Origin of the sequence: Pseudonocardia sp. KRD291, assembly GCF_019263595.1 — a bacterium.
Taxonomy (GTDB): domain Bacteria; phylum Actinomycetota; class Actinomycetes; order Mycobacteriales; family Pseudonocardiaceae; genus Pseudonocardia.
This window is the reverse complement of record NZ_JADQDD010000055.1, coordinates 1-26,349: the sequence shown is the minus strand read 5'-3', so window position 1 is coordinate 26,349 and position 26,349 is coordinate 1. Positions and strand designations below refer to the sequence as shown.

26 protein-coding genes are annotated in these 26,349 nt (G+C 73.4%); 8 read left to right on the top strand and 18 right to left on the bottom strand.

The features are described 5' to 3' along the window. A partial coding sequence (locus tag I4I78_RS10645; protein WP_374225860.1) for an MFS transporter occupies nucleotides 1-343 on the bottom strand: 343 nt, incomplete at its 3' end. Nucleotides 344-430: 87 nt separating this feature from the next. Then, nucleotides 431-2,848: an FUSC family protein gene (locus I4I78_RS10640; protein WP_218611100.1), complete on the bottom strand. Its 2,418-nt coding sequence runs from the start codon at nucleotides 2,846-2,848 to the stop codon at nucleotides 431-433. A gap of 114 nt (nucleotides 2,849-2,962) precedes the next feature. Here I4I78_RS10640 and I4I78_RS10635 point away from each other — a divergent pair, with 114 nt between their 5' ends. Beyond that, a complete protein-coding gene (locus tag I4I78_RS10635; protein ID WP_218611099.1) occupies nucleotides 2,963-3,472 on the top strand; it encodes a MarR family winged helix-turn-helix transcriptional regulator in 510 nt (169 codons plus the stop codon). A gap of 46 nt (nucleotides 3,473-3,518) precedes the next feature. Then, nucleotides 3,519-3,728 carry a DUF4177 domain-containing protein gene (locus I4I78_RS10630; protein ID WP_218611098.1) on the top strand — a complete coding sequence of 70 codons (210 nt, stop codon included), beginning with the start codon at nucleotides 3,519-3,521 and terminating at the stop codon, nucleotides 3,726-3,728. Between the two features lie 18 nt (nucleotides 3,729-3,746). Here the strand turns inward: I4I78_RS10630 and I4I78_RS10625 are convergent, their stop codons facing one another. The 4 genes from I4I78_RS10625 to nhaA all read right to left on the bottom strand — a co-directional run bounded on the left by I4I78_RS10625 (nucleotide 3,747) and on the right by nhaA (nucleotide 6,934). Then, entirely contained in the window at nucleotides 3,747-4,073 is a 327-nt protein-coding gene (locus tag I4I78_RS10625) for a DUF3040 domain-containing protein (protein WP_218611097.1), read from the bottom strand. A 38-nt stretch (nucleotides 4,074-4,111) separates the two neighbouring features. After that, entirely contained in the window at nucleotides 4,112-4,408 is a 297-nt protein-coding gene (locus I4I78_RS10620) for a MoaD/ThiS family protein (RefSeq protein ID WP_218611105.1), read from the bottom strand. 68 nt (nucleotides 4,409-4,476) lie between these two features. Continuing rightward, nucleotides 4,477-5,592, bottom strand: coding sequence for a sialidase family protein (locus I4I78_RS10615; RefSeq protein WP_218611096.1), 1,116 nt, complete (start codon nucleotides 5,590-5,592; stop codon nucleotides 4,477-4,479). Between the two features lie 82 nt (nucleotides 5,593-5,674). Next, entirely contained in the window at nucleotides 5,675-6,934 is a 1,260-nt protein-coding gene (gene nhaA, locus I4I78_RS10610) for a Na+/H+ antiporter NhaA (RefSeq protein WP_308252017.1), read from the bottom strand. Here nhaA and I4I78_RS10605 point away from each other — a divergent pair. Further along, on the top strand, nucleotides 6,924-7,577 hold the full coding sequence (locus I4I78_RS10605; protein ID WP_226379471.1) for a thioredoxin domain-containing protein: 654 nt from the start codon (nucleotides 6,924-6,926) through the stop codon (nucleotides 7,575-7,577). The two genes, nhaA and I4I78_RS10605, sit on opposite strands and share 11 nt — an antisense overlap. 146 nt (nucleotides 7,578-7,723) lie before the next feature. Here the strand turns inward: I4I78_RS10605 and I4I78_RS10600 are convergent, their stop codons facing one another. Genes I4I78_RS10600 through I4I78_RS10585 form a run of 4 tightly spaced genes read right to left on the bottom strand, consistent with a single transcriptional unit; the run spans nucleotide 7,724 to nucleotide 12,735 of the window. Next, the gene (locus I4I78_RS10600) at nucleotides 7,724-10,066 is read right to left on the bottom strand and encodes a xanthine dehydrogenase family protein molybdopterin-binding subunit (RefSeq protein WP_218611094.1); all 2,343 of its coding nucleotides are present in this window, start codon (nucleotides 10,064-10,066) and stop codon (nucleotides 7,724-7,726) included. Beyond that, entirely contained in the window at nucleotides 10,063-11,403 is a 1,341-nt protein-coding gene (locus tag I4I78_RS10595) for an 8-oxoguanine deaminase (RefSeq protein ID WP_218611093.1), read from the bottom strand. The genes I4I78_RS10600 and I4I78_RS10595 overlap by 4 nt, the downstream gene beginning before the upstream one ends. Beyond that, nucleotides 11,400-11,864, bottom strand: a complete 465-nt coding sequence (locus I4I78_RS10590; RefSeq protein ID WP_218611092.1) for a (2Fe-2S)-binding protein — start codon at nucleotides 11,862-11,864, stop codon at nucleotides 11,400-11,402. Before I4I78_RS10590 ends, I4I78_RS10595 begins: the two co-directional genes overlap by 4 nt. A 1-nt stretch (nucleotide 11,865) precedes the next feature. After that, nucleotides 11,866-12,735, bottom strand: a complete 870-nt coding sequence (locus I4I78_RS10585; RefSeq protein ID WP_218611091.1) for a xanthine dehydrogenase family protein subunit M — start codon at nucleotides 12,733-12,735, stop codon at nucleotides 11,866-11,868. Between the two features lie 93 nt (nucleotides 12,736-12,828). Here I4I78_RS10585 and I4I78_RS10580 point away from each other — a divergent pair, with 93 nt between their 5' ends. Further along, on the top strand, nucleotides 12,829-14,388 hold the full coding sequence (locus I4I78_RS10580; protein WP_218611090.1) for a PucR family transcriptional regulator ligand-binding domain-containing protein: 1,560 nt from the start codon (nucleotides 12,829-12,831) through the stop codon (nucleotides 14,386-14,388). 139 nt (nucleotides 14,389-14,527) lie between these two features. Then, the gene (locus tag I4I78_RS10575; RefSeq protein ID WP_218611089.1) at nucleotides 14,528-14,788 is read left to right on the top strand and encodes a hypothetical protein; all 261 of its coding nucleotides are present in this window, start codon (nucleotides 14,528-14,530) and stop codon (nucleotides 14,786-14,788) included. Between the two features lie 29 nt (nucleotides 14,789-14,817). Here I4I78_RS10575 and pucL read toward each other — a convergent pair whose 3' ends face one another. From pucL to uraD (I4I78_RS10555), 4 genes are read right to left on the bottom strand one after another with little or no spacing between them, the layout of a single operon-like run. Then, nucleotides 14,818-15,663 carry a factor-independent urate hydroxylase gene (pucL, locus tag I4I78_RS10570; protein WP_218611088.1) on the bottom strand — a complete coding sequence of 282 codons (846 nt, stop codon included), beginning with the start codon at nucleotides 15,661-15,663 and terminating at the stop codon, nucleotides 14,818-14,820. 5 nt (nucleotides 15,664-15,668) lie between these two features. Then, complete coding sequence (uraH, locus tag I4I78_RS10565) at nucleotides 15,669-15,983, bottom strand: hydroxyisourate hydrolase (protein WP_218611087.1); 315 nt, start codon at nucleotides 15,981-15,983, stop codon at nucleotides 15,669-15,671. Beyond that, nucleotides 15,980-16,459 carry a 2-oxo-4-hydroxy-4-carboxy-5-ureidoimidazoline decarboxylase gene (uraD, locus tag I4I78_RS10560; RefSeq protein ID WP_218611086.1) on the bottom strand — a complete coding sequence of 160 codons (480 nt, stop codon included), beginning with the start codon at nucleotides 16,457-16,459 and terminating at the stop codon, nucleotides 15,980-15,982. The genes uraH and uraD (I4I78_RS10560) overlap by 4 nt, the downstream gene beginning before the upstream one ends. Nucleotides 16,460-16,499: 40 nt before the next feature. Then, the gene (gene uraD / locus I4I78_RS10555; protein ID WP_308252016.1) at nucleotides 16,500-18,416 is read right to left on the bottom strand and encodes a 2-oxo-4-hydroxy-4-carboxy-5-ureidoimidazoline decarboxylase; all 1,917 of its coding nucleotides are present in this window, start codon (nucleotides 18,414-18,416) and stop codon (nucleotides 16,500-16,502) included. 279 nt (nucleotides 18,417-18,695) lie between these two features. On the opposite strand from uraD (I4I78_RS10555), the gene I4I78_RS10550 reads away from it, so the two are divergent. The 3 genes from I4I78_RS10550 to I4I78_RS10540 all read left to right on the top strand — a co-directional run bounded on the left by I4I78_RS10550 (nucleotide 18,696) and on the right by I4I78_RS10540 (nucleotide 21,834). Continuing rightward, nucleotides 18,696-20,201 carry an NCS1 family nucleobase:cation symporter-1 gene (locus I4I78_RS10550; RefSeq protein WP_218611085.1) on the top strand — a complete coding sequence of 502 codons (1,506 nt, stop codon included), beginning with the start codon at nucleotides 18,696-18,698 and terminating at the stop codon, nucleotides 20,199-20,201. Between the two features lie 138 nt (nucleotides 20,202-20,339). Continuing rightward, nucleotides 20,340-21,266: a DUF559 domain-containing protein gene (locus I4I78_RS10545; RefSeq protein WP_218611084.1), complete on the top strand. Its 927-nt coding sequence runs from the start codon at nucleotides 20,340-20,342 to the stop codon at nucleotides 21,264-21,266. 244 nt (nucleotides 21,267-21,510) lie between these two features. Then, nucleotides 21,511-21,834, top strand: coding sequence for a DUF3099 domain-containing protein (locus I4I78_RS10540; protein ID WP_218611083.1), 324 nt, complete (start codon nucleotides 21,511-21,513; stop codon nucleotides 21,832-21,834). Nucleotides 21,835-21,868: 34 nt separating this feature from the next. Here I4I78_RS10540 and I4I78_RS10535 read toward each other — a convergent pair whose 3' ends face one another. Genes I4I78_RS10535 through I4I78_RS10520 form a run of 4 tightly spaced genes read right to left on the bottom strand, consistent with a single transcriptional unit; the run spans nucleotide 21,869 to nucleotide 26,341 of the window. Further along, nucleotides 21,869-22,678, bottom strand: coding sequence for an IclR family transcriptional regulator (locus I4I78_RS10535; protein WP_218611082.1), 810 nt, complete (start codon nucleotides 22,676-22,678; stop codon nucleotides 21,869-21,871). Between the two features lie 9 nt (nucleotides 22,679-22,687). Beyond that, nucleotides 22,688-24,115: an allantoinase AllB gene (allB, locus tag I4I78_RS10530; protein WP_308252015.1), complete on the bottom strand. Its 1,428-nt coding sequence runs from the start codon at nucleotides 24,113-24,115 to the stop codon at nucleotides 22,688-22,690. Next, nucleotides 24,112-24,852, bottom strand: coding sequence for an aspartate/glutamate racemase family protein (locus I4I78_RS10525; RefSeq protein WP_218611081.1), 741 nt, complete (start codon nucleotides 24,850-24,852; stop codon nucleotides 24,112-24,114). The genes allB and I4I78_RS10525 overlap by 4 nt, the downstream gene beginning before the upstream one ends. Before the next feature lie 10 nt (nucleotides 24,853-24,862). Beyond that, nucleotides 24,863-26,341: an NCS1 family nucleobase:cation symporter-1 gene (locus tag I4I78_RS10520; RefSeq protein ID WP_218611101.1), complete on the bottom strand. Its 1,479-nt coding sequence runs from the start codon at nucleotides 26,339-26,341 to the stop codon at nucleotides 24,863-24,865. Between the last annotated feature and the right edge of the window lie 8 nt (nucleotides 26,342-26,349).

The window sequence follows — 26,349 nt, the reverse complement described above, 5'->3', positions numbered from 1 at the left end:
CGACACCGATCGCGGCGTAGGTGGGCAGCAGGCCGATCAGGACGGTCGCCACCCCCATCCCCAGCGTCCCCGAGGCGAGTGCCACCTTGCGTCCGGCGCGGTCACCGATGTAGCCGAACACGAGGCCACCCAGCGGGCGCGCGACGAACGCGAGCGCGAACGTGGCGAACGAGGCGAGCAGCCCGGCGGTCGGGCCGAGCCCGCTGAAGAACAGCGCCGGGAACACGGTCGCCGAGGCCGTCGCGTAGAGGAAGAAGTCGTACCACTCGACCGACGCCGCGGCCACGCACAGCGTGGCGACGCGACCCAGCCGCGTGCGGGGTGGGGTTCCCTCGGCGTCCATGGGTGCGCCTCCGTCGTCGCCGGTCATCGTTGACGCCAGCTAATCATCCGCATCATTGCGGCGCGCAACCGGACCCGTGTGGGCGGGTCAGCTGCCTCCCGCGACGGCCTGTGCGGTGTGCCGGCCCCGGCCGGCGGCGTCCGGACCGGCCGGGGTCCCGTCGGCGAACCACCAGCCCTCGGGTACCGCTCCCCCGGCCTCGGCCAGCTCGTCGAGCTGCAGGCGCAGGGCACGCGCGAGCGAGGCGACGATGAACGCCTGCTGCAGGTTCGCGTCGTCGGTCGAGTGCGCGGTGTCGACGGTGCGCCCCGGTGCGGCGACGGCCTCGCCGCGCGCCCGGCCGTTGACCTGTGCGAGCTCGCCCAGCAGGTCGTGCAGGTGGATCAGCGGCGACCGGACCGGGTCGGTGATCCAGGTCCCCGGCGGGTCGCCGCGCCCGCCGAACAGGGCCAGATCGGCCTCGGCCAGTGGCTCGGCGGCGGCCGGGCGGGCGTGTCCGGGCGCCACCTCGGCGAGCCGGGTCGCGGCGGCGGCGAGCGCGCGGCAGGCCGTCACGATGTCGGCGGCCCGCTCGACGGGGCCGCGGCGCACGGCGACGGTCAGCGCCCGGCCGTGGGTGACGGCGGCGGCGAGCAGGGCGAGGCGGTGCCGGGTCACCGAGGGGCGGTGTCCCCACACCAGCGGGCGGGTCAGCGGGCGGGCGACCAGGGCCAGGCGGCGGAACCTGTCGTCGAGGCTGCGGGCCAGCCCGTCGAGGTCACGGGGGCTCCCGTCCTCGGCCGGTGCCACGGCGCCGGTCCCGATCCGCTGCGCGACGGCCTCGAGCAGCTCGGCGAGCGTCGTGAGCAGCGCGTTGCGCACGGTGCGCACGGTGTGCCGGGTGCCCAGCGGGAGCACCAGCAGCGCCACCGCGAACCCGATGGCGGCACCGACGGCGGTCTCCTCGAGCCGCAGCACCAGCAGGCCGTCGGAGAACTCGTGCAGCGCGCTGTAGAGCTGCCCGACCATGATCGTGATGCAGAAGATCATGAAGCCGTAGGAGACCCGGAACATGTAGAAGCCGACGAACATGCAGGCGACGATCGTCACGAGCACCCACGTCGTGCTGCCGGCGGTGAGCCCGGCCAGCCAGATCGAGGCGAACAGCCCCAGCAACGTGCCGACCAGGCGGTTGACGCCCTTGAGGAACGTCTCCGAGCGGGTGCCGGTACCGGTGAACATCACGAACACCGCGATCACGGCCCAGTAGTAGCGGGTGGCCGAGAGCTCGCGGCCGATCAGGATGGCCAGCGCCCCGGCCACCGCGACCTGGATCGCCTGCCGGGTGGTCATGTCCAGGTTCGCCAGCGGGTTCCACCGCCGCACGTGCACCGGCACCTCGGTGGCGACGGCCGGTGATCCGGGCAGGTGCCCCATCGCGAGCCCGACCGCGGGCTCGAAACCGTCGACCTGCTCGAAACCGTCCACCTGCTCGGTCTCGGGCGGCGCCTCGGCCACCCGGGCGAGCGCGAGGAACTCCGTCACGGCCGCGGCCAGGTGCCGCGCCGGCAGCCATCCCGGGGGCGGTGCGCCCGGGTCGTCGCCGCTCGCCTCGACCAGGCGTCGCGCGGCGAGCTCGGTGCCGGCGTCGTCGCGGCGGGCCATCCGGTCGAGCAGGACGGCGGCCTGCGTGGCCAGCGGCGAACCGCCGGCGGCCAGGCTGTCGGCGCCGGCCACGATCCCGTCGACGGCCTGCTGGGCGTCGATCAGGCGCCGGCGCAGGGCCGGGGCGGACCACCCCTCGGGCAGTGCCCCGGGCTCGCCGGACCAGGCCTCGGCCATCAGCGCGACCTCGGCCAGCCGGGTCTGCTGCCGTCCCAGCGCGCGGCGGGCCCGGCGGCGCGCCGGCTCGTCCTCGGCCCGTTCGAGCAGGTCGGCCCCGGCGCGGGCGACGGCCCGGGCGCGGGCGTCGAAGGCCCGAACCACCCGGCGCAGGGTGCGGGTGGTGTGGGTGTTGAGCACCGTGACCGAGAGCAGCAGGACCCACGCGGTCCCGACGACCGTCGCGCCGATCACCATCGGCATCATCGCCCAGCTCGGGTGCAGGAACGAGGCGAAGAAGTAGCCCATCCAGCCCATGAACCCGTAGTTGAAGAACGCCGGGCCCCACCGCCGCACGAACACCGCCAGGAACATCACCAGCACGAACACCGAGAGCGTCAGCCCGGTGCTGCCGGACACGGCGATGCCGGCGACCATCCCGAGGCCGATCGCGACCGGGAAGAACACGGCCATCCGGACCTTGCCCCACCCGTCGCTGCCGGTCAGCGCCAGCGAGCCCATCATCGCGACGATCGCGCCGAGCAGCATCGAGATCAGGACGCCCTGTGCGTCGGCGCCGAGCAGCGTCGCGAACCCGAACTCGACGCCGAGCGCGGTGGCCATCGCCAGCGCGCCGGAGACCGCCATCCGCAGTCGACCCAGGCCGGGATCCGAGGCCACCACCCGGTCCCAGAACTCACGCAACCAACCTGGCACCGCCACCGCTCCGAGCTGTCGAGTGTGAGAACCGGCTGCCGCACGTAGAAACCGGTATGATACCGACGATAACAGGTACCGTACCGGTATGAGGGAGCCCCGATGAGCGCGATGGATCACTCGGCGGAGATCGGAGCGGCCGCCGCCGGGTCCCCGCTCGACGTGATCGAGGTGGCCTCGGCCGTGCTGGTCCGCAACTTCGAGCTGCTGCGCCGCCGCGGCGACCGGGACCTGGACCGCTCCGAGTACCTGCTGCTGCGGACCCTGGACGCGGTCGGCCCCTCGGACATCTGCTCGCTGGCCGCCGCGCTCGGCCTGGACCCGTCGACGGCCGGACGCCAGGTCACGGTGCTGGCGGGCAAGGACCTCGTGCGGCGCACCCCGGCCGAGTCCGACCGCAGGCGCAGCATCATCTCCCCGACCGACGACGGCCTGGCCCGGATGCGCGCGGAGCGGGACCGGCGTCGCCAGGACACCGCCGGCCTGCTGGCCGGCTGGAGCGAGGACGACCTGGGCACGCTCGGCGAGATGTTCACCCGCTACAACCGGGCCGTCGCGCAGCGCTACCTGACCGCTACGGCGGCAGAGGGCCCCGCACCTGCGTCACGCTGATCGAGCGCCGGACCGCAGGCGATGATCACCTGGCATGCTCGGTGGCATGGCGCGACGGTACGAGTACAAGGTGGTCCAGCTCCGGGAGTCGCTGATGGGCGGCAAGCTCTCCGACAGCAAGCTCGAAGGCGTCCTCAACGACGCGGCCGGGGACGGATGGCAGCTCAAGGCCATCACCTCGGCGGACGTGAAGGGGCGTATCGGGCCCGGCGGGGTGGACGGGCTGCTGGTCACGTTCGAACGCCCGGTCGGCTGACCCGACCGTCGCGGGAGGTCACACGCGGCCCCGCCGGACGGCCCAGAGCACGCAGCAGGCGGGCACGATGACGACCTGTGTGAGCACGACCGTCTCCAGCACCATGTGCTCGGGCACCAGCAGCAGTACGGCGACGTAGAGCGAGGTGAGCACGGTCACGGCCGCGATCTCCCAGCCGCGCGGACGTCGCCCGATCTGGCGCAGCGCGGGATGGCGCAGGCCGGGGGCCGAGCCGAGGCGTTGCGGGAACTCCGGGTCGGAGTCGCGCACGTGTGCCTCGATGCCCAGCAGGGCGCGCCGTTCGTCCTCGCTGAGCGGGCGCTCGTCCGCCGGACCGGCCGTCACCTGAGCAGGGTAGCCGCGACCGGGGCGCGTCCGCGCCCTCAACCGCCGGCCATCGCCCCGACGACGAGCAGCGGTTCGTCGCCGCGGACCACGGCCGGCGGGAGCACGGAGCCGGGTGGCTCGTGCGAGAGGTCCTGCTCGCAGGCGAAGAACCGCACGTAGGGACGGCGGCGGCCGGTCGTGTGGTCCCGGATCGCACCGCGCAGCACCGGATGGCGCTCCTCGACCGCGTCCAGCACCGACCCGAGCGTGGCCGGGCCTGCGACGTCGAGGCGCAGCTCGCCGTCGACCCCGGCGAGCCGGCGCAGGTGGGTGGGCAACCTCAGCCTGATCATCGTGGTGCCGGTATCGGTGCCGGTGCCGGTGCCGGGGCTCGTCGCGCCGGCGCTCCTCTCGGTCGCGTTCATGGCAGCGTCTGCACCTCCACCGACAGGACGGCGGGCAGGTCCCGCACGATCGGCGTCCAGGAGTCGCCCGAGTCCGCCGAGCCGTAGACCTGGCCGCCGGTGGTGCCGAAGTAGACGCCGCACTCGTCGAGACCGTCGACGGCCATCGCGTCGCGCAGCACGTCGACGTAGCAGTGCTCCTGCGGCAGGCCCGCGGTCAGCGGCTCCCACTCGTGTCCGCCGGTGCGGCTGCGGTAGACACGCAGCCTGCCCTCCGGCGGGAAGTGCTCGGCGTCGCTGGTGATCGGCACCAGGAAGACGGTCTCCGGCTCGTGGGCGTGCACGTCGACGACGAAACCGAAGTCGGTCGGCAGGTCGCCGCCGATGTCGTACCACTGCCGGCCGCCGTCGTCGCTGCGCATCACGTCCCAGTGCTTCTGCATGTAGACCGTCTCCGGCCGCGACGGGTGCGAGGCCAGCTTGTGCACGCAGTGCCCGACCTCGGCGTCCGGGTCCGGGATGCCCTCACTGACGAGCCCGCGGTTGGCGGGCTGCCAGGTCTTCCCGCCGTCGTCGGTGCGGAACACCCCGGCCGCGGAGATCGCGACCAGCATTCGCTCCGGGTCGGTCGCGTCCGGCAGGATCGTGTGCAGGCACATCCCGCCGGCGCCGGGCTGCCAGTACGGGCCGGACCCGTGCTCGCGCAGGCCGGAGAGCTCCGACCAGCTCCGGCCGCCGTCGACCGAGCGGAACAGCGCCGCGTCCTCCACCCCGGCCAGCACGGTGTCCGGGTCGGTGACCGACGGTTCGAGGTGCCAGACCCGGGCGAACTCCCACGGGTGCGGCGTGCCGTCGTACCACTGGTGGGTGCCGGGGACGCTCGCGTAGCCGAACTCGTTGCCCACCGGCTCCCAGTGCAGCCCGCCGTCGTCCGAGCGCTGGATCTGCTGGCCGAACCACCCTCCGGACTGCGAGGCGTAGATGCGGTCGTGATCGGCCGGCGAGCCCGCCAGATGGTAGATCTCCCAGCCCGGGAACAGCGGGCCGTCCACCCGCCAGTCCCTGCGCGCACCGTCCGCGGTGAGGACGAACGCACCCTTGCGCGTGCCCACCAGTACCCGTACTCCGGTCATGTGTCCTCCCGAGGTCGACCGCCGTGTCAGGGCAGACCGGCCGCGGGCCGGGAACTCATCGGGGGTGCGGTAGACCCGCCATTCAGTCGACCGGGCGCCAGGGCCGCGGCGGGAGTGTCGGCAGCCCGCTCGGCGAGCACTGTCCACCGCGCTCGCCCGCCAGCCGGAACACCAGCCAGCCGACCAGGGCGGCCAGCACCGACCCGACCAGGATCCCGATCTTCGCCTCGCTGACGAGCAGCGGGTCCTCCAACGCCAGCTCGGTGACGAACAGGGCCACGGTGAAGCCGATCCCGGCCAGCGCGGAGCCGCCGAACAGCTGGCCCCAGCGCAGGGTGTCCGGCACCCGCCCGATGCCGGTGCGCAGCGCCAGCCAGGTGGCGATCGCGACGCCGACCGGCTTGCCCAGCACCAGCCCGGCCACGATCCCCCAGGTCAGGGGCGAGGTCAGGGCGGCGGACACGGTCGGGGCGTCGAGCACCACGCCGGCGTTGGCCAGCACGAACAGCGGGACGATGACGTAGCTGCTCCACGGCTGGATCCGCATCTGCAGCCGTTCGTTCGGCGAGACCGCCTCGGTCGCCGCCGCCTGCGCGGCCAGCGCGCGGCCCGGCGTCGGGTCCAGCATGAAGTTGCGCCCCATCACCATCGCGCGCTTCATGTCCTGCCGGCGCGGGGCGTACGCGTTCACCAGCAGACCCAGCGCCACCCCCAGGACGCTCGGGTGCAGCCCCGACCGCAGCACCGCCACCCACATCACGACGCCGATGGCGGCGTAGAACGGCGTGCGCCAGAACCGGACGAACCGCATCCCGAGCAGCGCCACGAGCAGGGCCAGCGCGATCAGCAGCGCCGTGACGTCGATGCTCTCGGTGTAGAAGATCGCGATGGCCGCGACGGCGCCGATGTCGTCGACGATCGCCAGCGCCAGCAGGAACACCCGCAGCTGGTCCGGGCACCGGGGCCCGACCAGGGCGAGCACCCCGAGCAGCACGGCGGTGTCGGTGGAGATCGCGATGCCCCACGCGTTCTGGGCCTCGGTGCCTGCGGTGAACGCGAGGAAGACCAGCGCCGGGACGACGAGCCCGCCGACCGCGGCGGCCGCGGGCGCGGCGATCGCGCGCACGCCGCGCAGCTCGCCCAGCGTGGTCTCCCGGGAGATCTCGAGCCCGACGGCGAGGAAGAACAGCACCATCAGGCCGTCGTTGACCCAGTGCCGCAGGTCGAGCGCGATCTCCGCACCGCCCAGACCCACCGACAGCTCGGTGTGCCAGAGGTCCTCGTAGCCGGGCACGAGGTTCGCCCAGAGCAGGGCGACGACCGCGGCCCCGATGAGCAGCACCGCCGAGCCGGACTCGGTGCGCAGGAACTGTCGAGCGGCCCGGGAGAGCTCGCCGCGCTCGGCTAGGGTCGTCACCGTCACCCCGTCATCCTGCCCCGGCGTCAGCCGTGCGTCCGAGGAGGCCGCGATCACCGAGCTCGACCCGCCGGTCGGCGCGCACGACCACGTCGCGGGGCCGCTGGAGGCGGAGCTGACCCTCGTCGAGTTCGGCGACTTCGAGTGCCCGTACTGCCGCGACGCCGCCCCGGTGATCGACGAGGTCCGGGCGCAGCTGGGCGAGCGGCTGCGTTTCGTGTTCCGGCAGTTCCCGCTCTACGAGGTCCACCCGCACGCCCTGGCGGCGGCGACCGCGTCGGAGATGGCGGCCCTGGAAGGACGCTTCTGGCCGATGCACTCCTCGCTCTACGCCCCGGGGCCGCCGCGCCTGACCCAGCCCGACCTGCGCGAGCACGCCCTGGCCGCCGGGGTCGACCCGGAGCGAGTGGTGTGGCCTGCGACCCGGCTGGTCGAGGACCGGGTCGAGGCCGACTTCAACGCCGGGGTGCGCAGTGGCGTCCGCGGCACTCCGACGCTGTTCGTCAACGGCGTCCCGCACCGCGGCGACGTCACCGTCCGCGCCCTCGTCGCGGCACTCACCGCCTGACCGGCCCCCCGCCGCCCCTGGAACCCTCGGCCGATTACGCGAGAGCTCCGTTCGCGCGGGTGGGCTGGACGAGAGCTCCGCTCGTGCAAGGTCTGGCGCCTTGGGGGTGCGGTGACCAAGGGGCAGGGTCCGTCCCGGCGCCCGGCTCACACGCCGGTGATGTGCTCCGGGCGCACGGGCACGCGGCGCAGGTCCCGGCCCGTCGCGGCCCGGATCGCGGCCGCCACCGCCGGCCCGCTGGAGATCGTCGGCGGTTCCCCCACCCCGCGCACGCCGTAGGGCGCGTGCGGGTCCGGGTACTCCAGGACCTCGATCCGCATCGGCGGGGTATCGAGGATCGTCGGGATCAGGTAGTCGGTGAACGACGGGTTGCGCACCCGGCCCTCGGTGACCACCACCTCCTCCATCAGCGCCAGACCCATGCCCTGCACCGACCCGCCCTGGATCTGCCCGACGACGGCGTCCGGGTTGATCGCCCGGCCGACGTCCTGCGCGGTGTCCAGGGCGACGACCTTGACCAGGCCGAGCTCGACGTCGACGTCGACGACGGCGCGGTGCGCGGAGAACGCGTACTGCACGTGCGCGTCCCCCTGGCCGGTCTCCGGGTCGATCTCGGCGGTGGGGCGGTGGCGCCACTCGACGGTCTCGTCGACGGCGCCGGTGCCCAGCACCTCGGCCAGCCCGGCGACCACCTGGCCGTCCGCGCCGACGATCTTCTCCCCGTCCAGGCGCAGGCCCCCGTGCCCGACGGCGGCGGCCGCGCGGGCGAGCACCCGGGCCCGGACGGCCTCACACGCCGCGCGCACCGCTCCCCCGGTGACGTAGGTCTGCCGCGACGCCGAGGTGGAGCCGCCGGACCCGACCGTGGTGTCCTTGGGGTGCACCACGACCCGTTCCACGCCGAGCTCGGTGCGGCAGATCTGCTGCTCGACGGTGATCAGGCCCTGCCCGACCTCGGCCGCGGCGGTCTGCACAGTGGCGACCGGCTCACCGGCGAGCACCTCGAGCCGGACCCGGGCGGTGGAGTAGTCGTCGAAGCCCTCGGAGAACCCGACGTTCTTGTAGGTGACCGCGTAGCCGACGCCGCGCACCACGCCCTCGCCGTGGGTGGTGTTGGCGACGCCGCCGGGCAGGTCCCGCAGGTCCGGGTCGGCGGCGCGGGTCGCCGGCAGCGGCATGTCCCGGACGCGGCCGATCAGCTCGGCCACCGGGGCCGCGGAGTCGATCAGCTGGCCGGTGATGTTGCGGTCGCCCTCTGCCATGCCGTTGCGGGCGCGCAGCTCGACCCGGTCCACCCCGACCCGGTCGGCGAGGACGTCCATCAGCGCCTCGTGCGCGAACGCGGCCTGCACGCAGCCGAAGCCGCGCATCGCCCCGCAGGGCGGGTTGTTCGTATACACCCCGCGGGCGTCGACGTGCACGCTCGGGAAGTTGTAGGGACCGAGCCCGAGGGTGCCGCCGTTGCCGACGACGGCGCCGGTGGACGAGGCGTACGCGCCGCCGTCGAACAGGATGTCGGCGTGGCCGTAGACCAGCGTGCCGTCGGGCTGCGCGCCGAACTCGTAGCGCAGCCACGCGGGGTGGCGGTGCACGTGGCCGAAGAACGACTCGTCGCGGGCGTAGCTCATCTTCACCGGCTTCCCGGTGCACAGCGCGAGCAGGCAGGCGTGCACGTGGATCGAGAGGTCCTCGCGTCCGCCGAACGCCCCACCGACCCCGGCCAGGTGCAGCCGCGCGGCCTCGGGGGTCAGGCCGAGCACGCGGCAGACCTGCTGCTGGTCCACGTGCAGCCACTGGGTGGCGACGTAGAGGTCGAGACCGCCCTCCCCGTCCGGGACGGCGAGCCCGGACTCCGGGCCGAGGAACGCCTGATCCTGCATCCCGACCTCGAAGTCGAGCGCCACCACGACCGGCGCCTCCGGCACGGGCTCACCGCTGTGCTCATGCTCGTTCCGCGTCCGCTGCTCTCGGCGGATATGCACCTCGCGCACCAGGTTGCCGCCCTCGTGCCCGGCATGCACCTCGGGTGCGTCGTCGTCCAGCGCAGTCCGCGGGTCGGTGACGGCGGGCAGCACCTCGTAGTCGACGACGATCCGCTTCGCGGCCCGGCGCGCCGTCTCAGGGTGGTCGGCCGCGACGAGCGCGACCGGCTCGCCCTGGAACCGGACGACGTCCTCGGCCAGGCACGGCTGGTCCAGGTGCTCGAGGCCGACCCTGTTCAGGCCGGGCACGTCGTCGGCGGTGAGCACGGCGTGCACGCCCGGGACCTTCAGCGCGTCGGTGGTGTCGATCGACCGGATCCGGGCGTGCGGGTGCGGGCTGCGCAGGGTGACGCCCCAGCACATGTCCTCGTGCCAGAGGTCCGAGGAGTAGGCGAACTCGCCGGTGACCTTCAGCGTGCCGTCCGGGCGTAGCGGACTGTCCCCGATCCGCCCCGCGGTGCCGGTGCCGGTGGTGGCAGTGGCCGGGTTGTCGATGGTGGTCGTCATGAGGCCTTCTCCAGCAGGGTGCGGTGCACGGCGGCGCAGTCGCGCGCCACGGCGTCGGTGTCCACGGTCAGGACGCGGTCGCGTTCGACGACCGGGCGCCCGTTCACGAGCAGCAGCTCCAGCGGCGGCGGGGAGCCGAGGACGAGCGCGGCGACCGGGTCGGCGACGTCGGCGTGCGCGAGCCCGTCCAGGCGCCACAGGGCCAGGTCGGCGAGCTTGCCGGTCTCGATCGAGCCGATCTCACCGGCCCGCCCGAGCACACCGGCCCCGCCGAGCGTGGCCAGGTGCAGCGCGTCCCGCACGGTCAGCGCGGTCGGCCCGCCGACGGCGCGGGCGAACAGCACGGCGTGCCGCACCTCTTCGAGCAGGCTCGACGCCTCGTTCGACGCCGCCCCGTCCACCCCGAGCCCGACGACGGCGCCGGCGTCGCGGAGGTCGCGGGTGCGGGCGATGCCGGCCCCGAGCCGGGCGTTGGAGCTGGGGCAGTGCGCCACCCCGGTGCCGGTGGCGCCGATCTTCTTGACGGCGTCGTCGTCGAGGTGCACGGCGTGGGCGAACCAGACGTCGCCACCGGTCCAGCCCAGACCCTCGACGTAGTCCAGCGGGGAGCAGCCGAACCGCTCCCGGCAGAAGTCCTCCTCGTCGTCGGTCTCGGCGAGGTGGGTGTGCAGCCGGACGCCGAGCTCGCGGGCCAGCTCCGCGCTCTCCCGCATCAGCTCCCCGGTCACCGAGAACGGCGAGCACGGCGCGAGCGCGATCCGCACCATCGCCTCCGGCGACGGGTCGTGCCAGCGCGCCACCGCGTCCGCGGACGCGGCCAGGATCGCGTCCCGGTCCTCGACGACCTCGTCCGGCGGCAGCCCGCCGTCGCGGCGTCCGAGGTCCATCGAGCCCCGCGTCGGGTGAAAGCGCAGCCCCACCTGCGACGCCGCGCGGATCTCGGCGCCGAGCAGGTCACCGCCCTCGCGGGGGAACACGTAGTGGTGGTCGGTGCTGGTGGTGCAGCCGGTCAGCGCGAGGCGGGCCAGTGCGCCGGTGGCCCCGGTGTGCACGGCGTGCTCGTCGATGCCGGCCCACACGGGGTAGAGCGTGGTGAGCCACTCGAACAGCGTGGAGTCCACGGCCAGGCCGCGGGTGACCCACTGGTAGAGGTGGTGGTGGGTGTTGACGAACCCGGGGGTGAGCAGGCAGCCCCGCCCGTCGACGACCGTCTCTCCCCCGGTGCGCGGGGCGGGCCCGGCGCCGACGCCCGCGATCCGGTTCCCGTCCACGACGACGTGCCCGTCCGGGTACTCCTGGCCGGACACGGTGACCACGTGGGCGCCCTCGATGATCATCGCTGTGCCCCCGCGGCCTCGCGCACGGCGTCCATGATCTTCTCGTAGCCGGTGCAGCGGCACAGGTTCCCGGCCAGCGCCTCCCGGATCTCCGGGTCCGACGGCGCGGGGTTGCGCTCGAGCAGGTCGTGCGTGGTGACGACCAGCCCGGGCGTGCAGAACCCGCACTGCACGGCGCCGCGGTCGACGAAGGCCTGCTGCACCGGGTGCAGCTCGTCGCCCTCGGCCAGGCCCTCCACCGTCCGCACCTCGCGCCCGGCGGCCTGCCCGGCCGCGACCAGGCAGGAGCACACCGGCAGCCCGTCCAGGTAGACGGTGCAGGAGCCACACTCCCCCTGCTCACAAGCGTTCTTCGAGCCCGGCAGGCCCAGCCGCTCGCGCAGCGCGTAGAGCAGGCTCTCGCCCTCCCACACGTCGTCGGCCTCGCGGGTGGTCCCGTTGACGGTCAGTTCGATCCGCATCTCAGGCGGCCCTCCGGTAGTCGTCCCAGGCCCAGGTGGCGGCGCGGCGCGCCATCACCGAGAGCGCGTGCAGGCGGTACGCGGCGCTGCCGCGCACGTCGTCGATCGGGGCGGCGGCGTCGCGCACCCGGCGGCCGAACTCGACGGCCAGCCCCTCGGGCAGCGCACCGCGCGAGTCCCAGAGCCCGGCCGCATCCAACTCGCCGGCCAGGTAGCCGGCGGCGGCCTCGGCCCGGCGCGGGGTCGGCGCCGCGGACCCGATCCCGGCTCCGACGGCCTTGCGCGCGGGGTGCAGGGCCAGCCCGAACGCGGTCACCGAGATGACCATCGCGTTGCGGGTGCCGATCTTGCAGAACTGCTGCGGGCCACCGGCCGGGGTCACGTGCACGGCCGCGATCAGCTCGTCCGGGGCGCAGGCGTTGCGCTTGACCCCGGTGTAGAACTCCGCGACCGGGACCTCCCGGGTGCCGCGCACCGACGCCAGCTCGACGACGGCGCCGGAGGCCAGCAGCGGCGGGTGGCTGTCCCCGGCCGGAGAGGCGGCACCGAGGTTCCCGCCGACCGTGCCCCGGTTGCGGATCTGCGGCGAGCCGACCGTGCGGGCGGCCATGGCCAGGCCGGGTAGCTCGGCGGCGAGCTCGTCGATCACGCGGGCGTAGGTGACGCCGGCGCCGAGCCGGATCCGCCCGTCGGCCCGGTCCCAGGCGCGCAGCTCCGGGATCCGGGTGAGGTCGAGCAGCACGGAGGGGCGTCGGTGGTCGAAGTTCAGCTCGACCATCACGTCGGTGCCGCCGGCCACCGGCACCGCGTCCGGGTGCTCGGCCTTCGCGGCGAGGGCGTCCGCCCACGTCGTCGGTGCCAGGAAGTCCATGCCGCAATGGAAGCGCTCCCGGTGTCGGGGCAGAAGTCGCCGCCGCGACGAATCGCGGCCCGCTCCGGCCGTCCCGGGTTGTAGGTTCCTCCAATGCTGTTGCGCGACCTCGTGACGCGCCCGGACCTCGGGCTGCGCGTACTGCACGCCGGGGACGGCGCGCTCGACCATGCGGTGCGCTGGGTCTACACGACCGACCTGATCGACCCCGGCCGCTACCTGGGCGGCGGTGAGCTGGTGGTCAGCGGGCTGGTGTGGCGCCGCGCCGACGGTGACGCCGAGCGGTTCGTCGCCGCCGTCGCCGCGGCCGGGGCGACCGCGCTGGCCGCGGGCGAGGCCGTGTTCGGGGAGATCCCGGCCGACGTCGTCGCCGCCTGCCTGCGCCACGACCTGGTGCTGCTCGCGGTGCCGGAGGACGTCTCGTTCGCGGCCCTGACCGAGGTCGTGATCGGGGAGCTGACCGCCGCCCGCGGGGACCGCCTCGCGCACACCCTGGGCCGCCAGCGTCAGCTGCTCTCCGCCGTCGCGGGCGGGGTCGGTCTCGACGAGCTGGCCGGGCAGGTCTCGGCCGCGACGGGTCTGACCTGCCGGGTGCTGTCCGCGAGCGGGCGGGCGGTGGCCGGCCCGCCGCTGCCCGACGACGAGCGCGACGCCGCCGTCGCCACCTACCTGACCGCGGAGCGGCTGCCCGCGGTGGCCGGGCGGCACTCGGTGTTCCCGGTCGGGCCCGGCACGTCCCGCCTGACGTCGTGGTTCGTGGCGGTGCACGGCACGGTCACCGACTGGGACTCCGAGGTCGCCGACACCGTCGGGGAGCTGGCCGCGATCGCCGCGCTGGACCGGGCCCGGCTGAGGGAGGGCATGCAGGTCGCCCGCGGCATCGCCGACGACGCCGTCGCCCGGATCGCGGCGGGCGAGGGCGACCGGGCGGAGACCCGCGTGCGGCTGCGCCAGGCCGGTGTCGACCCGGACGCCGGGCTGACCGTCCTGGTCGCCCGGCTCAGCGGCGGCCCGGACCCGGCCGGGACGGCCCGGTCCATCCTGATCGACGCGGTCGCGCCGGTCGGTCCCGCCGCGGTCGGGGTGCACGACGGGTCCGCGGTCGCGCTCGTCCCCGCCCCGGCCGGCCCGTCACCCGGACCGGCTGGTGCCGCGCCGGCGCGGCCCTCCGAGCTGCTGGCGCCGGTACTGGACGCGCTCCGTCGGCTGGCACCCGGGCTCGGGACGTTGCGACTGCACGTCGGGGCCGGACGACCGGCCGGCCCGGAGGCGTTGTCGGGTTCGCTGCGCGAGGCCACGCACGCCCGCGACCTCGCCGCGGCCCGCCCGGACCCGGTGTCGGTGGCCGGGGCGGGTGAGGTCACCTCGCACGTCGGGCTGCTGGCCAGCGTCCCGGACGAGGTCCGGCGCGCGTTCGCCGCGCACGTGCTCGGCCCGGTGCTCGACTACGACGCCCGCACCGGGGCCGGGCTGTGCGAGACCCTCGTCGCGTTCCTGGACCAGGCCGGCTCCTGGAGCCGCACCGCGGCGCGGCTGCACCTGCACGTCAACACCGTGCGGTACCGGATCGGCCGGGTCGAGGAGCTGACCGGGCGCAGCATGGGCCACTTCCCGGACCGGGTCGACCTCTACCTGGCCCTGCGCTCGCGGTGACGCGGTCCCCGGTTCCCGATCGACGCCGAACCCTCTCGGACCCGCCCACCGGCCGGTAACCTTCTCCGCATGACGCAGCCTTCCGATCTCGAGGCCCGGGTCGCGGCCCTGGAGTCGCGGATCGAGGAGGTCGCCTCCGATGCGGCGGCCGCGCGACACCTCGCGGCCGCGCGCGACCGTGACGTCGCCGAACTGGGGGGTGAAGGTCGACGCGAACCGGTCGGCGATCAACGCCCTCGGGGTCCAGACCGCCGAACGTTTCGACCAGGTCGACCGGCAATTCGAGCAGGTCGATCGGAACTTCGCCGAGATCCGGGGGCGGCTCGACCAGACCGCCGCCGGTCAGCAGCAGATCGCCGACATGCTCACCACGCTGATCGAGCGCCAGGACGGGCAGTAGCCCCCGACACCAGCCCCCGACACCGCCTGTCAGTCGCGGGTCACGGTGGCCTCGATCAGGCCGTAGGGGCGGTCGGCGGCGAAGAACACCTCGCCCGGGTTGTCCAGCCCGAACGGTTCCAGGTCGACCAGGAAGTGGTGCTTGTTCGGCGCGGACAGGCTGACCGCCGTGACGTCCGGGTGCGTCTCGAGCACCGCGCGTCCCATCTCCCACAGCGTCTGCTGCAGGGCGAGCGAGTGCACCGTCGCGAACCGCTCGACCAGGATCTGCCGCACGCTCAGATGAGTCCTGGCCCACTCCCCCGTCGTGCCGGCGTGCTCCCAGCGGGCCTCCAGCGACGTCGACATGATCCGGTCGTTCGTCGGCTCCAACGTCGTGTACGGGTCGGTGAGGAAGCCGTGGAACTCCGAGCCGGTGGACTTGAGCAGCACCAGGCCCTTCAGCCCGGACACGACGTGCTCGTCGTCGCCGTCGATCGTCACCTCGGCGGTGCGCACCTCCGGCCCGGTGCGGACCCACGTGTGGTCGTGCCCGCCCTCGCCGACCGCGGCCCGTTCCCAGCCCAGCTCGTCGATCGCGACCGTCGCGCCGGTCACCGGCTCCACGTCGCCGACGAAGTGCCGGGCCAGCGCGAGCGCGAAGTCCTCGATCTGGTCCAGGCCGTGCTCGCGGGCGAAGGCGTAGCAGGTGTTCTTCTGGGTGTCGGTCGGCAGCACCTGCGACTGGTCGCCGCGGCTGTGCGCGTCGGTGAAGTCCCCGCGCAGCGCGGTGGAGACCGTGACGTCGCGGATGTCGTGCCGCTCGGTGGCCCGGTGGATCCGGACGAGGCGGTTCTCCGCCTTCCCGTACTGGTTGGCGCCCAGGACGATGCCCATGTCTTTCAGCTCCCGCGGTAGGTCGAGTAGGCGAACGGGGACAGCAGCAGCGGCACGTGGTGGTGCGCGCCCGGGTCGGTGACGGTGAACGCGACGGTCACCTCGGGGTAGAACGCCTGCCGTCCGGTTTCGGCGAAGAAGCCGCCGGTGTCGAACGTGATCCGGTGCGTGCCGGTGCCGAGCGGGCCGAGGTCGCGGACCCGCCCGTCGTCGTCGGTGCGTGCGGTGGCGACGACCGCGCCGTCGTGCTCCAGGGTGACCGCGACACCCGCCGCCGGACGCCCGGCGACGGCGTCGAGGACGTGTGTGGAGAGGGTCATCGGTCCTCCTCCACCATCCCGGCCAGGCGCAGCCGGTTGATCGCGGCCAGCTCCGCCAGCGCGACCACCCGCTCGGTGGCCGGGTCGTTGTGCAACCGCTCGTGCAGCGTCACCAGCAGGTCCTCGGCGCCGCGACCGGCCGCGCAGACCAGGTAGACGTGACCGAAGCGGCGCTCGTAGTCGGCGTTGCCGGCCTCCAGCGCGGCGAGCGTGCCGGCGTCGGACCCGGCGACCCCGGCCTGCTCCGCGCCGGAGCGCCCGGTCGCCGACCGGTCCCCGATCCGCGGGTGCCCGGCCATCGCGGCGTCGAGGTCGTCGACGTCCAGTGCGGCGCCGGCCGCGTCCTGCAGGGCTCCGGCCGATCCGTAGGGACGCCCGGCCGCGACCTTCTCCGCCCACCGGGGCGCGGCGCAGACCCCGTGCAGCGCGCGGCGCGCCTCGTCGTCGGGCATCCGGTCGAACTCCTCGATCCTCATCCGTGTCCCCCCGTGCGGTGCTCCGTGTCCCGTGCGGTGCTCATTCGGCACTCCGGCCGAACGCGCGCATGCGGGCACTCTGGATGGGGTTGGCCTCGGCCACCAGGTCCGCGAAGCGGTGGTTGGCCACCTTCGCGATCTCGATCAGCGCGGCGGCGTGCTCCTGGGCCGCGGAGTTGTCCAGCCGCCGGGTCCCGTCGCGCAGGATGCCGGCCCGGTCGTGGGCGTCGCGCACGCAGACGATCAGCGGGATGCCGAACTTGTCCCGGTAGGCCGCGGCCAGACCGGCGAACTCCTCCCGGTCGGTGTCGGCCAGGCGGGTCAGGCCGGCGCTGGCCTGGTCGCGCTCCGAGTCCTCCCCGGCGTCGCCCTCGGCGACGGTGTCCCCGCCCAGGTCCGGGTAGTGCGCCATCAGCTCGCGCTGCTCGGCCTCCGGACCGGAGAACAGGGCCTCCTGGAACGCCGAGCGCAGCGCCGTGGTGTCGGTGAACGGACGGCGGTCGTAGGCGCGGCCGAGCGCACCGGTCGGACCCTGGAACAGCCGGCCGAACGTGGCGACGAACGTCTCCCGGTCCATCGCGTTGACCTCGGAGAGGCGCACGGTGTCCCCGGGCGGGCCCGCGACCGCCGGACCGCGGCCCCGGCCGACATGGTGGAACACGAGGTTGAGCGCGATCGCGGTCACGCTGCCCACCGTGATGCCGGAGCCGAACAGGATCTGCGCCCAGGACGGGAGCGCCTGCGCGACGTCGGGCTGCACGGTGACGAACACGGCCACGCCCAGGCTGGAACCGATGATCACGACGTTGCGGTGGTCGTTGAAGTCGACCCGGGCCAGGGTCTGGATCCCGACCACCGCCACCGTCGCGAACATCGCCAGCGCCGCGCCGCCGAGCACCGGGTGCGGGACGGCGGCCACGACGGCACCCGCCTTCGGCACCAGCCCGATCAGGATCATGAACACCCCGGCGGCGGCGACCACGTACCGGCTCTTCACCCGGGTCAGCCGGACCAGGCCCACGTTCTCCGCGAAACAGGTGTAGGGGAAGGAGTTCAGGACCCCGCCGATCGTGGTGGCCAGCCCGTCGGCCCGCAGCGCCCGCGCGACGTCCTCGCGCCCGACCCGCTTGTCCACGATCTCTCCGGTGGCGAACACGTCCCCGGTCGTCTCGACCGCGGTGATCAGCATGACGACGATCATCGACACGATCGCGGCCGCGCTGAACTGAGGCCACCCGAAGTGGAACGGCGTCGTCACCCCGACCCAGGACGAGTCCCCGACCGAGCCGAAGTCCACCATCCCGATCGCCCAGGCCACCCCGGTGCCCAGGACGAGCCCGACCAGCACCGCGACCGTGGCCATGAACCCGCGGAACACCCGCTGGATCAGCACGATCACCGCGAGCGTGCCGAGCGCGAGCGCCAGGTTGACCGGGTTGCCCGGATCCGACGCCTCGGAGCCACCGACGGCGTCCTGCGCCGCCACCGGCAGCAGCGCCAGCCCGATGATGGTGATCACCGAGCCGGTGACGACCGGTGGGAAGAACCGGATCAGCTTCGAGAAGTACGGCGCGATGAAGAACGTGGCCAGACCGGCGACGATCACCGCCCCGTAGATCGTCAGCAGGCCGTCGGTGCCGCCGCCGGCCGCCATCCCGATCGCGATCATCGGTGAGACCGCGGTGAAGGTGACGCCCTGGAGCAGCGGCAGGCGCACCCCGACCTTCCAGAACCCGACCGACTGGATGATCGAGGCGATCCCGCAGGTGAACAGGTCGGCGTTGATCAGGTGGATCAGTTCCTGGTCGGAGAGCCCGATCGCCCCGGCCAGCAGGATCGGGACGATCACCGCCCCGGCGTAGAACGCCAGGACGTGCTGGATGCCGTACACGGCCAGACGCGGCGCGGGCAGCACCTCGTCGACGGGATGGGGACGGCGTTTCGGAGCGGTGGTCACGGGACACCTCGCAGCGGGGCCGGGTGGGATGCAGGTCACGATGCCCGTGCGTGGCGAGCCCCCGGCACCCACGGGAACGACGAACGGCGGACGGGGCCCGGGCGCCGGTTTCGTACGATCCGACAATCGATCCGGACGGATCGGTCACCGGTGTTGAGCCCGTGTTGCGGCGCGGTACGAACGCGTGAAGAACTCCGCGCACACCGCCGGAACCCGGTCCGGGCGACCTACCGTCTCCCCACCACGTTGAGCCACGGGTGCGGCCGGAAGGTGGACACGATGACCGAGCAGATCGACCGTTCTCCCGGAGCTCCAGAACCACCCCCGGCCACCAGCGGCACGCCGGGCGAGATCAAGCCGGAGTACTCCGACCGGCTCACCAACTCCGACCTGGCGCCACTGAAGAAGCAGAGCTGGACCTCGTACAACTTCTTCGCGTTCTGGATGTCGGACGTGCACTCGGTGGGCGGCTACGTCACCGCGGGCAGCCTGTTCGCGCTCGGGCTCGCCGCCTGGCAGGTGTTCGTCGCGCTGATCGTCGGCATCGTGATCGTCTACGCGCTGTGCAACCTGGTCGCGCGACCCAGCCAGGCCACCGGCACCCCGTACCCGGTGATCTGCCGGTCGTCCTTCGGGGTGCTGGGCGCGAACGTCCCGGCGATCATCCGCGGGCTGATCGCGGTGGCCTGGTACGGCATCCAGACCTACCTCGCGTCGCAGTCGCTGGTCATCGTCGCGCTCAAGCTCTGGCCGGGCACGGCACCACTGGCCGGGGACGGAACCGGCCTCGCCGGCCTGTCAACCCTGGGCTGGATCGCGTTCCTGGTCATGTGGGTGCTGCAGGCCGCGGTGTTCTGGCGGGGCATGGAGGCGATCCGGCGCTTCATCGACTTCTGCGGCCCTGCGGTCTACGTCGTGATGTTCGCGCTGGCCGGGTACCTGGTCTACCGGGCGGGCTTCGACATCGACCTGAACCTCTCGGAGAACCTGGTCACCGGGTGGGCGTCGGTTTCGATCATGCTAGGCGCCGTCGCGCTGGTCGTGTCGTACTTCTCCGGCCCGATGCTGAACTACGGCGACTTCGCCCGCTACGGCCGCTCGTTCGCCGACGTCCGGCGCGGCAACCTGCTCGGGCTGCCGCTCAACTTCGTCGTGTTCGCGGTGCTGGTGGTCGTGACCGCGGCCGCGACGGTGCCGGTGTTCGGGGAGCTGATCGACGACCCGGTGGAGACCGTCGCCCGGCTGGACTCGACGTTCGCCGTGGTCCTGGGCGCGCTCACGTTCATGATCGCGACGATCGGGATCAACATCGTGGCGAACTTCGTCTCGCCCGCCTTCGACTTCTCCAACGTGAACCCGCAGAAGATCAGCTGGCGGACCGGCGGCATGATCGCGGCCGTCGGGTCGGTGCTGATCACGCCGTGGAACCTCTACTCCAGCCCGGAGGTCATCCACTACACGCTGGACACGCTCGGGGCGTTCATCGGACCGCTCTACGGCGTGCTGATCGCCGACTACTACCTGATCCGCAGACGACGGATCGACGTGGACGCGCTCTACACGATGCGGACCGACGGGGCCTACTGGTTCCGGAAGGGCTACAACCCGGTCGCGATCGGGTCCACCGCCGCCGGGGCCGTGGTCGCCGTGCTGGTGGTGCTGCTCGGCTCGACCGACGCCGCGTCCTACAGCTGGTTCGTCGGCGCCGCGATCGCGTTCGTCCTGCACACGGTGCTCTCCCGCCGGATCGCGCCGGCCCCGGTACGAGAGAGCACGACCGACTGACCCGACACCGCCGAGATGCGTCCCACTGTCGTCCGGTGATCAACAAGTCGCGTTCGGCCGCATCTCGGCAGGGTTCGCACGAGCGAACGGTTCGGCCGACCCGGCCCGGGCTCCAGGTCGGCCGCGCAGGATCGCGGGATGCCGGTTGCGGGATGGCCCGAGGTGTTCCGGGGGACGGCGGCGGTGGCCGCCGGACTCGTGACACCGGGGCGGCTGCGCGGGCCGGACTTCGAACGACTGCTCCCCGACACCTACGCGCCTACGCCCCCGCCCCCGGCCGGGTCGCGGCCCGATCTCCGGCTGCGCTCGCTCGCCGCCTCGCTCTGGGCCGGCCCGGACGCGGTGCTCTGCGGGTACTCGGCGGCGGAGCTGCTGGGCGCGTCGTGCGGCCGGTGGCACGCACCGGCCGAGGTGAACGTGACCGTCGACGGGCCGAGGTCCCGCCCGGGGGTGCGGGTCCGCCGCGACGCGCTGCACGTCGGGGAGATCACCGAGGTGGACCGGGTCCGCGTCACGAGCCGGTTGCGCACGGCGTTCGACCTGGCCCGATGGCTGCCGCCGACCGAGGGCGTCGTCGCCGTGGACGCCCTCGCTCGCGGCGAGTTCCACCCCGACCTTCTCTCGAACTTCGCGGCGCGGTATCCCGGACTGCGTGGCGTCCGGCGGGTCGCCGACGTTCTGGCACACGCCGATGCCCGGTCGGGGTCACCGCCCGAGACCCGGCTGCGGCTGATCCTCGTCCGCGGCGGGCTGCCCCGTCCGGTCCCGCAGCATCCGGTCCTCGACGACGGCCGCCGCCGCGCCGTCTGGATCGACCTCGCCTACCCGGAGCAGCGGCTCGGCGTCGAGTACGACGGGGGTGACCACTTCGCCACGCCCCAGCGGGCGCGGGAGGACGCGCAGCGCCACACCCGCCTGGTCGCGGCCGGCTGGCGGGTCCTGCGCTACACCTCCGACGAGATGCGCGACGAACCGCAGCGGATCGTCGACGACGTCCGTGGCGCCCTCGCCGTGACCCGTCGAGATGCAGCTCAGCGCGAATTGTCGATCACCGGCGAGCGCTGAGGCGCATCTCGGCGGTTGTGCACGTGTGGACCGCGGCGGCGTGGTCACCGAGCACACTGGCCTCCGCGTGGCGGCCGAGTAGTCCTGCCGCTCGCGGCGGGCCCAAACGAGTCGTGTCCCACCGTCGGGTCAGGAAGGACGACCGGGCGCCGGAACGTTGACGAGGGTGCCGGGTCCGCGATGCCGCGGTCCACGCGGGTGAGATGAGGTCCCGGCGAGTCTCTCGGGAAAGTGTGATCGTCCCATGACCGAACACCCGTCCCGCCGGCCTTCCACCGCACCGGCGCTGATCACCGACGCACCGATGTCCTACGAGCAGGAGCTCGTGATCCGCAAGCGCCGCTACGCCCTGATGATGGGGATGCGGATCCCACTGATGATCGCCGCGGTCGTGTTCGTCTCGGTCCCGTGGGTCGCGGTGACGCTGTTGCTCGCGTCGGTGCCGCTGCCCTGGATGGCGGTGCTGATCGCGAACGACCGGTTGCCGCGCAAGGCCGAGAAGGTCAGCCGGTTCCGGAGCCGTCCGCACGAGCTCGAGTCACGTGACCACCCGGTGATCGAGAGCTGAGACGCCCGGTCACCGGGGAGCGGGCGCCGCGGTCTCAGGCCGAGGCCGAGGTGTCCTGCCGGGCCAGCTCGGCGACCAGGGCGTCGGCGGCGGCCTGGAGTTGCGGTACCGCGGCCTGGATCAGGGCGTCGGTCATCCGCGTGGTCGGTCCGGAGATCGACACGGCCGCGGGCAACGGTCCGTCCAGGGCGACGGCCACGCAGCGCACACCGATCTCCTGCTCCCCCTCGTCCAGGGCGAAACCGGCGTCGCGGACCTGGTCGAGCTCGCGTTCGTAGGCCGCGCGGTCGGTGATCGTGTTCTCGGTGTGGCTCACCATGTCGGTGTGGCGCAGGATCTCGGCCACCCGGTCCGGGGACATCCGCGCGAGCAGCGCCTTGCCCACCGCCGTGCAGTGCGGCGACACCCGCCTGCCCACCTCGGTGAACATCCGCATCGAGTGCCGGCCCGGCGCCTGGGCGACGTAGACGACCTGCGATCCCTCCATCAGGGCCAGGTTCGCGCTCTCCCCCAGCGTGTCGACCAGCGCGGCCAGCTGCGGGCGCGCCCACACCCCGACCAGGCGCCCTGCGGTGTCGCCGAGGCGGACCAGCCGGGGCCCCAGCGCGTACTCCCGGGACGACTCCTGGCGGACGTAGCCGCGCCCGGCCAGCGTGCGGACCAGCCGGTGGATCGTCGGCAGGGGAAGCCCGGAGGTGGCGGCCAGGTGCGAGAGACCGGCCATCCCCCCGGCGTCGGCCATCGCCTCGAGCAGGTCGATCGCACGCTCGACGGACTGCACCGTGCTGGAACGGGCCACGGCCCCGTCCCCCGGAGCGTCTGCCTCGGTATCGGACTTCCGCATGGTGAAACCCTATCCGTTCGTCGGCGGTCGTGGCGTCGCCTGAGCGGCGGGAGCCCCGGTGTCGCGGCGGGCCGTCTCCACCCCGCCGCGGCGCAGCAGCCGTCCCTGCGGGGACGCGCCGTCCGCGTCCGGACCGTTGATCTCGGTGCCGGCCAGGAACGTGCGCCGGACCGCACCGGCGAGCGCGCGCCCGGCGTAGGCGGTGACCGGGTTCTTGTGGTGCAGCGTCGCGGCGTCGACGACGTAGGCGTCATCCGGGGCGAAGACGGCGAAGTCGGCGTCGTAGCCGAGCGCGACCCGTCCCTTGCCGGTCAGCCGGACCAGCTCGGCCGGTCGGGTCGCCATCCACTCGACGACCCGCTCCAGCCCGATCCCACGACGGCGGGCCTCGGTCCAGACCAGCGAGAGCCCGAGCTGCAGCGACGACACCCCGCCCCAGGCCAGGCCGAAGTCCCCCGAGTCGAGCAGCTTCAGCTCGGCCGTCGACGGCGAGTGGTCGGACACGATGCAGTCGATCGTGCCGTCCAGGAGCCCGTCCCAGAGCAGCTCCCGGTTCGAGGCCTCCCGGATCGGCGGGCAGCACTTGTGCGTGGTCGCGCCGTCCGCGATCTCCTCGGCGATCAGCGTCAGGTAGTGCGGGCAGGTCTCGGCGGTGATCCGGACGCCGTCGCGGCGCGCGGTGGCCAGCATCGGCAGCGCGTCCGACGACGACACGTGCAGCACGTGCGCCCGCGCCCCGGTCCAGCGCGCACGCTCGATCACCTCGGCGATGGCCAGGTTCTCCGCCCCGCGCGGGCGCGAGGCCAGGAACGAGGCGTACCGCGTCCCGGACGCCGACGGCGCGTGGTCGATCGCCCGCGAGTCCTCCGCGTGCACGATCATCACCGCGTCGAACGTGGCCAGCTCGGCCATGTCGCGTTCCATCTCGTCCGCGTCCAGCGGCGGGAACTCGTCGACGCCGGAGTGCAGCAGGAAGCACTTGAACCCGAACACGCCCTCGTCGTGCAGGCCGCGCAGGTCGCCGGTGTTGCCCGGCACCGCGCCGCCCCAGAACCCGACGTCGACGAACGCCTGCTCGGCCGCGACCTTGCGCTTGACCTCCAGCGCGGCCGTGTCGACGGTCGGCGGAATGGAGTTGAGCGGCATGTCGACGATCGTGGTGACGCCGCCCGCCGCGGCCGCGCGGGTGGCCGAGGCGAAGCCCTCCCACTCGGTGCGGCCCGGCTCGTTGACGTGCACATGGGTGTCGACCAGCCCGGGCAGCAGCACCTCGTCGTCGGCCAGCTCGAGCACCCGGGCGCCGTCGAGGCCGTTGCCCAGCGGCTCGATCGCCACCACCCGGCCGTCGCGCACGCCGACCTCGCGCGCCACCTCGCCGGCCGTGGTCATGATCCGCAGGCCGCGCACGACCAGGTCGTAGGTGTGGTCCTCGCTCACGATCGGTTCCCCTCCCCGGCGGCCAGCGGCCAGCCGGTGATCGACTTCTTGCGCGGCGCCGCGTAGGTGCGCGACTTCGACGTGCTCAGGCCCAGCCGCACCAGCGACTCGGCCACGGTGACCGCGGCCTGCACCCCGTCGACCACGGGCACGCCGGTCTCGGCGCGCACCCGCTCGTGCAGCCCGGCCATCCCGCCGCAGCCCAGACAGATCACCTCGGCGTGGTCGTCGGTGACGGCCCGGCGCGCCTGCGCGACGATCGCGGTGACCGCCGCGTCCGGGTCCTGCTCCAGCTCCAGGACCGCCAGCCCGGACGCCCGCACCGAGGCACACCGCCGGTCCAGACCCGCCAGCAGCAGGCGGTCCTCGATGAGCGGGACGGTCCGGTCCAGCGTGGTGACCACCGAGTACCGGTGGCCCAGGTACATCGCGGTGGCCGCGGCGGCCTCGGTGATGTCGACGACCGGGACGTCGAGCATCTCCTGCAGCCCCTCCCGGCCGTGCTCGCCGTACCCGGCCTGGATCACGGCGTCGAACGGGCCGTCGTGGCGGGCGACGGCGTCGGCCACCCCGACCGCCGCGAGGTAGCTCTCCAGGTTCCCCTCGACCGACTCGGCACCGAAGCACGGCGTCAGCCCGACGATCTCGGTGCCGGGCGCGGCGACCTCGCGGGCCGAGGCGGCGATCGCGTCGGTCACCGAGGCGGTGGTGTTCACATTGACGACGAGGATGTGCATGCGGTGCTCCTCAGTGCCCGGACGACGGGACGGCGATCGGTTCCCCGGACACGGCGGTGTGGGACTGCCCGCGCGGCGCGACCAGCACCGTCAGTACCGCGCCGAGCGCGGCGCCGAGGAACCAGCTGAACGGCTCGAGCGCGGACAGGGCCGGCACGAACCCGGCCGCCACCGCGACCGCGGCGGACGGCACGAACACCGCGACCGCCCGGCGGTTGACCCCGCCGCGGTAGTGGTAGGTGCCCTCCTCGTTCTCGGTGTAGAGCGCCGGCACGTCGATCCGCCCGCGCCGGACCAGCCAGTAGTCGGCCATCACGATGCCGAACAGCGGGCCCAGCAGGGCGCCGAGCACGCCCAGGAAGTAGACGATCACCGTCGGGTTGTCGTAGAGGTTCCACGGCAGGATGAGCAGGCCGATGACGGCGCTGACGATGCCGGCGCGGCGGAAGTCCAGGACCCGCGGCAGCAGGTTGGACAGCGCGTAGCAGGGCGCCACGAAGTTGGCCATCAGGTTGACCGCGACCGTCAGCACGAGCAGCGCTGCGGACGCGGCGAGCAGCAGCCCGGTGTTCGGGATCGTGTCGACGACGTCGCTCGGGCTCTCGATCACCTTCCCGTCGATCCGGAACTGGCCGCCGGCCAGCACGGCCACGACCACCCCGAAGAACAGCGTGTTCGGGAGGATCCCCCAGAAGCTGCCCCGCCGGATCGCCGAGGTGCTGGAGCAGCCGCGGGTGAAGTCGCAGAAGTTGAGCACGAACGTGCCGTAGATCGCGGTCCACAGCGACGCCCCGGCCAGGATCTGCACCCACATCGCGCCGCCGGTCAGCGGGTTCGGGATCGACATCGAGATGCTCCCGCCGGTCTGCCACAGCATCCAGCCGGCCAGCGCGGCGAGCGTGACGAGCACGACCGGGCCGGCGAACGCCTCGTAGCGGCGGATGCCGTCCATGCCGTAGAGCAGGATCACCACCTGCACCACCCACAGCGCCAGGAAGCAGATCCAGCCCAGCGCGGACAGCCCGAGGAACGAGACCTGTTCCAGCCCGACTGCGCCGGGCGCCACGGCGAGCACCATCACGGTCAGGACCTGGGTGGCCAGGTAGGTCTGGATGCCGAACCAGGCGATGGCGACCACGCCCCGGACCAGCGCGGGCAGCTGCGCCCCGCGGATGCCGAAGGAGATCCGGCTCATCACCGGGAACGGCAGCCCGGTCCGGTAGCCCATGTACCCGGCCACGGTGAGCAGCACGAACAGCAGCATCGCCCCGATGCCCAGCGACAGCACGATCTGCCAGGCACCCAGGCCGAGGGCGAACAGCCCGAGTGCGAAGCCGTAGTTGCCGAGGCTGTGCACGTCGACCGCCCACAGGGTGAAGATGTTGTACGCCTTCCAGCTCCGGCCCTCGGCGCGGGTGGGAGCGAGGTCGCGGTTGTAGAGCCGCGGGCTCAGGTCGTAACCGATATCGCCGGGTTCCACCGTGGTCAGCGACTCGG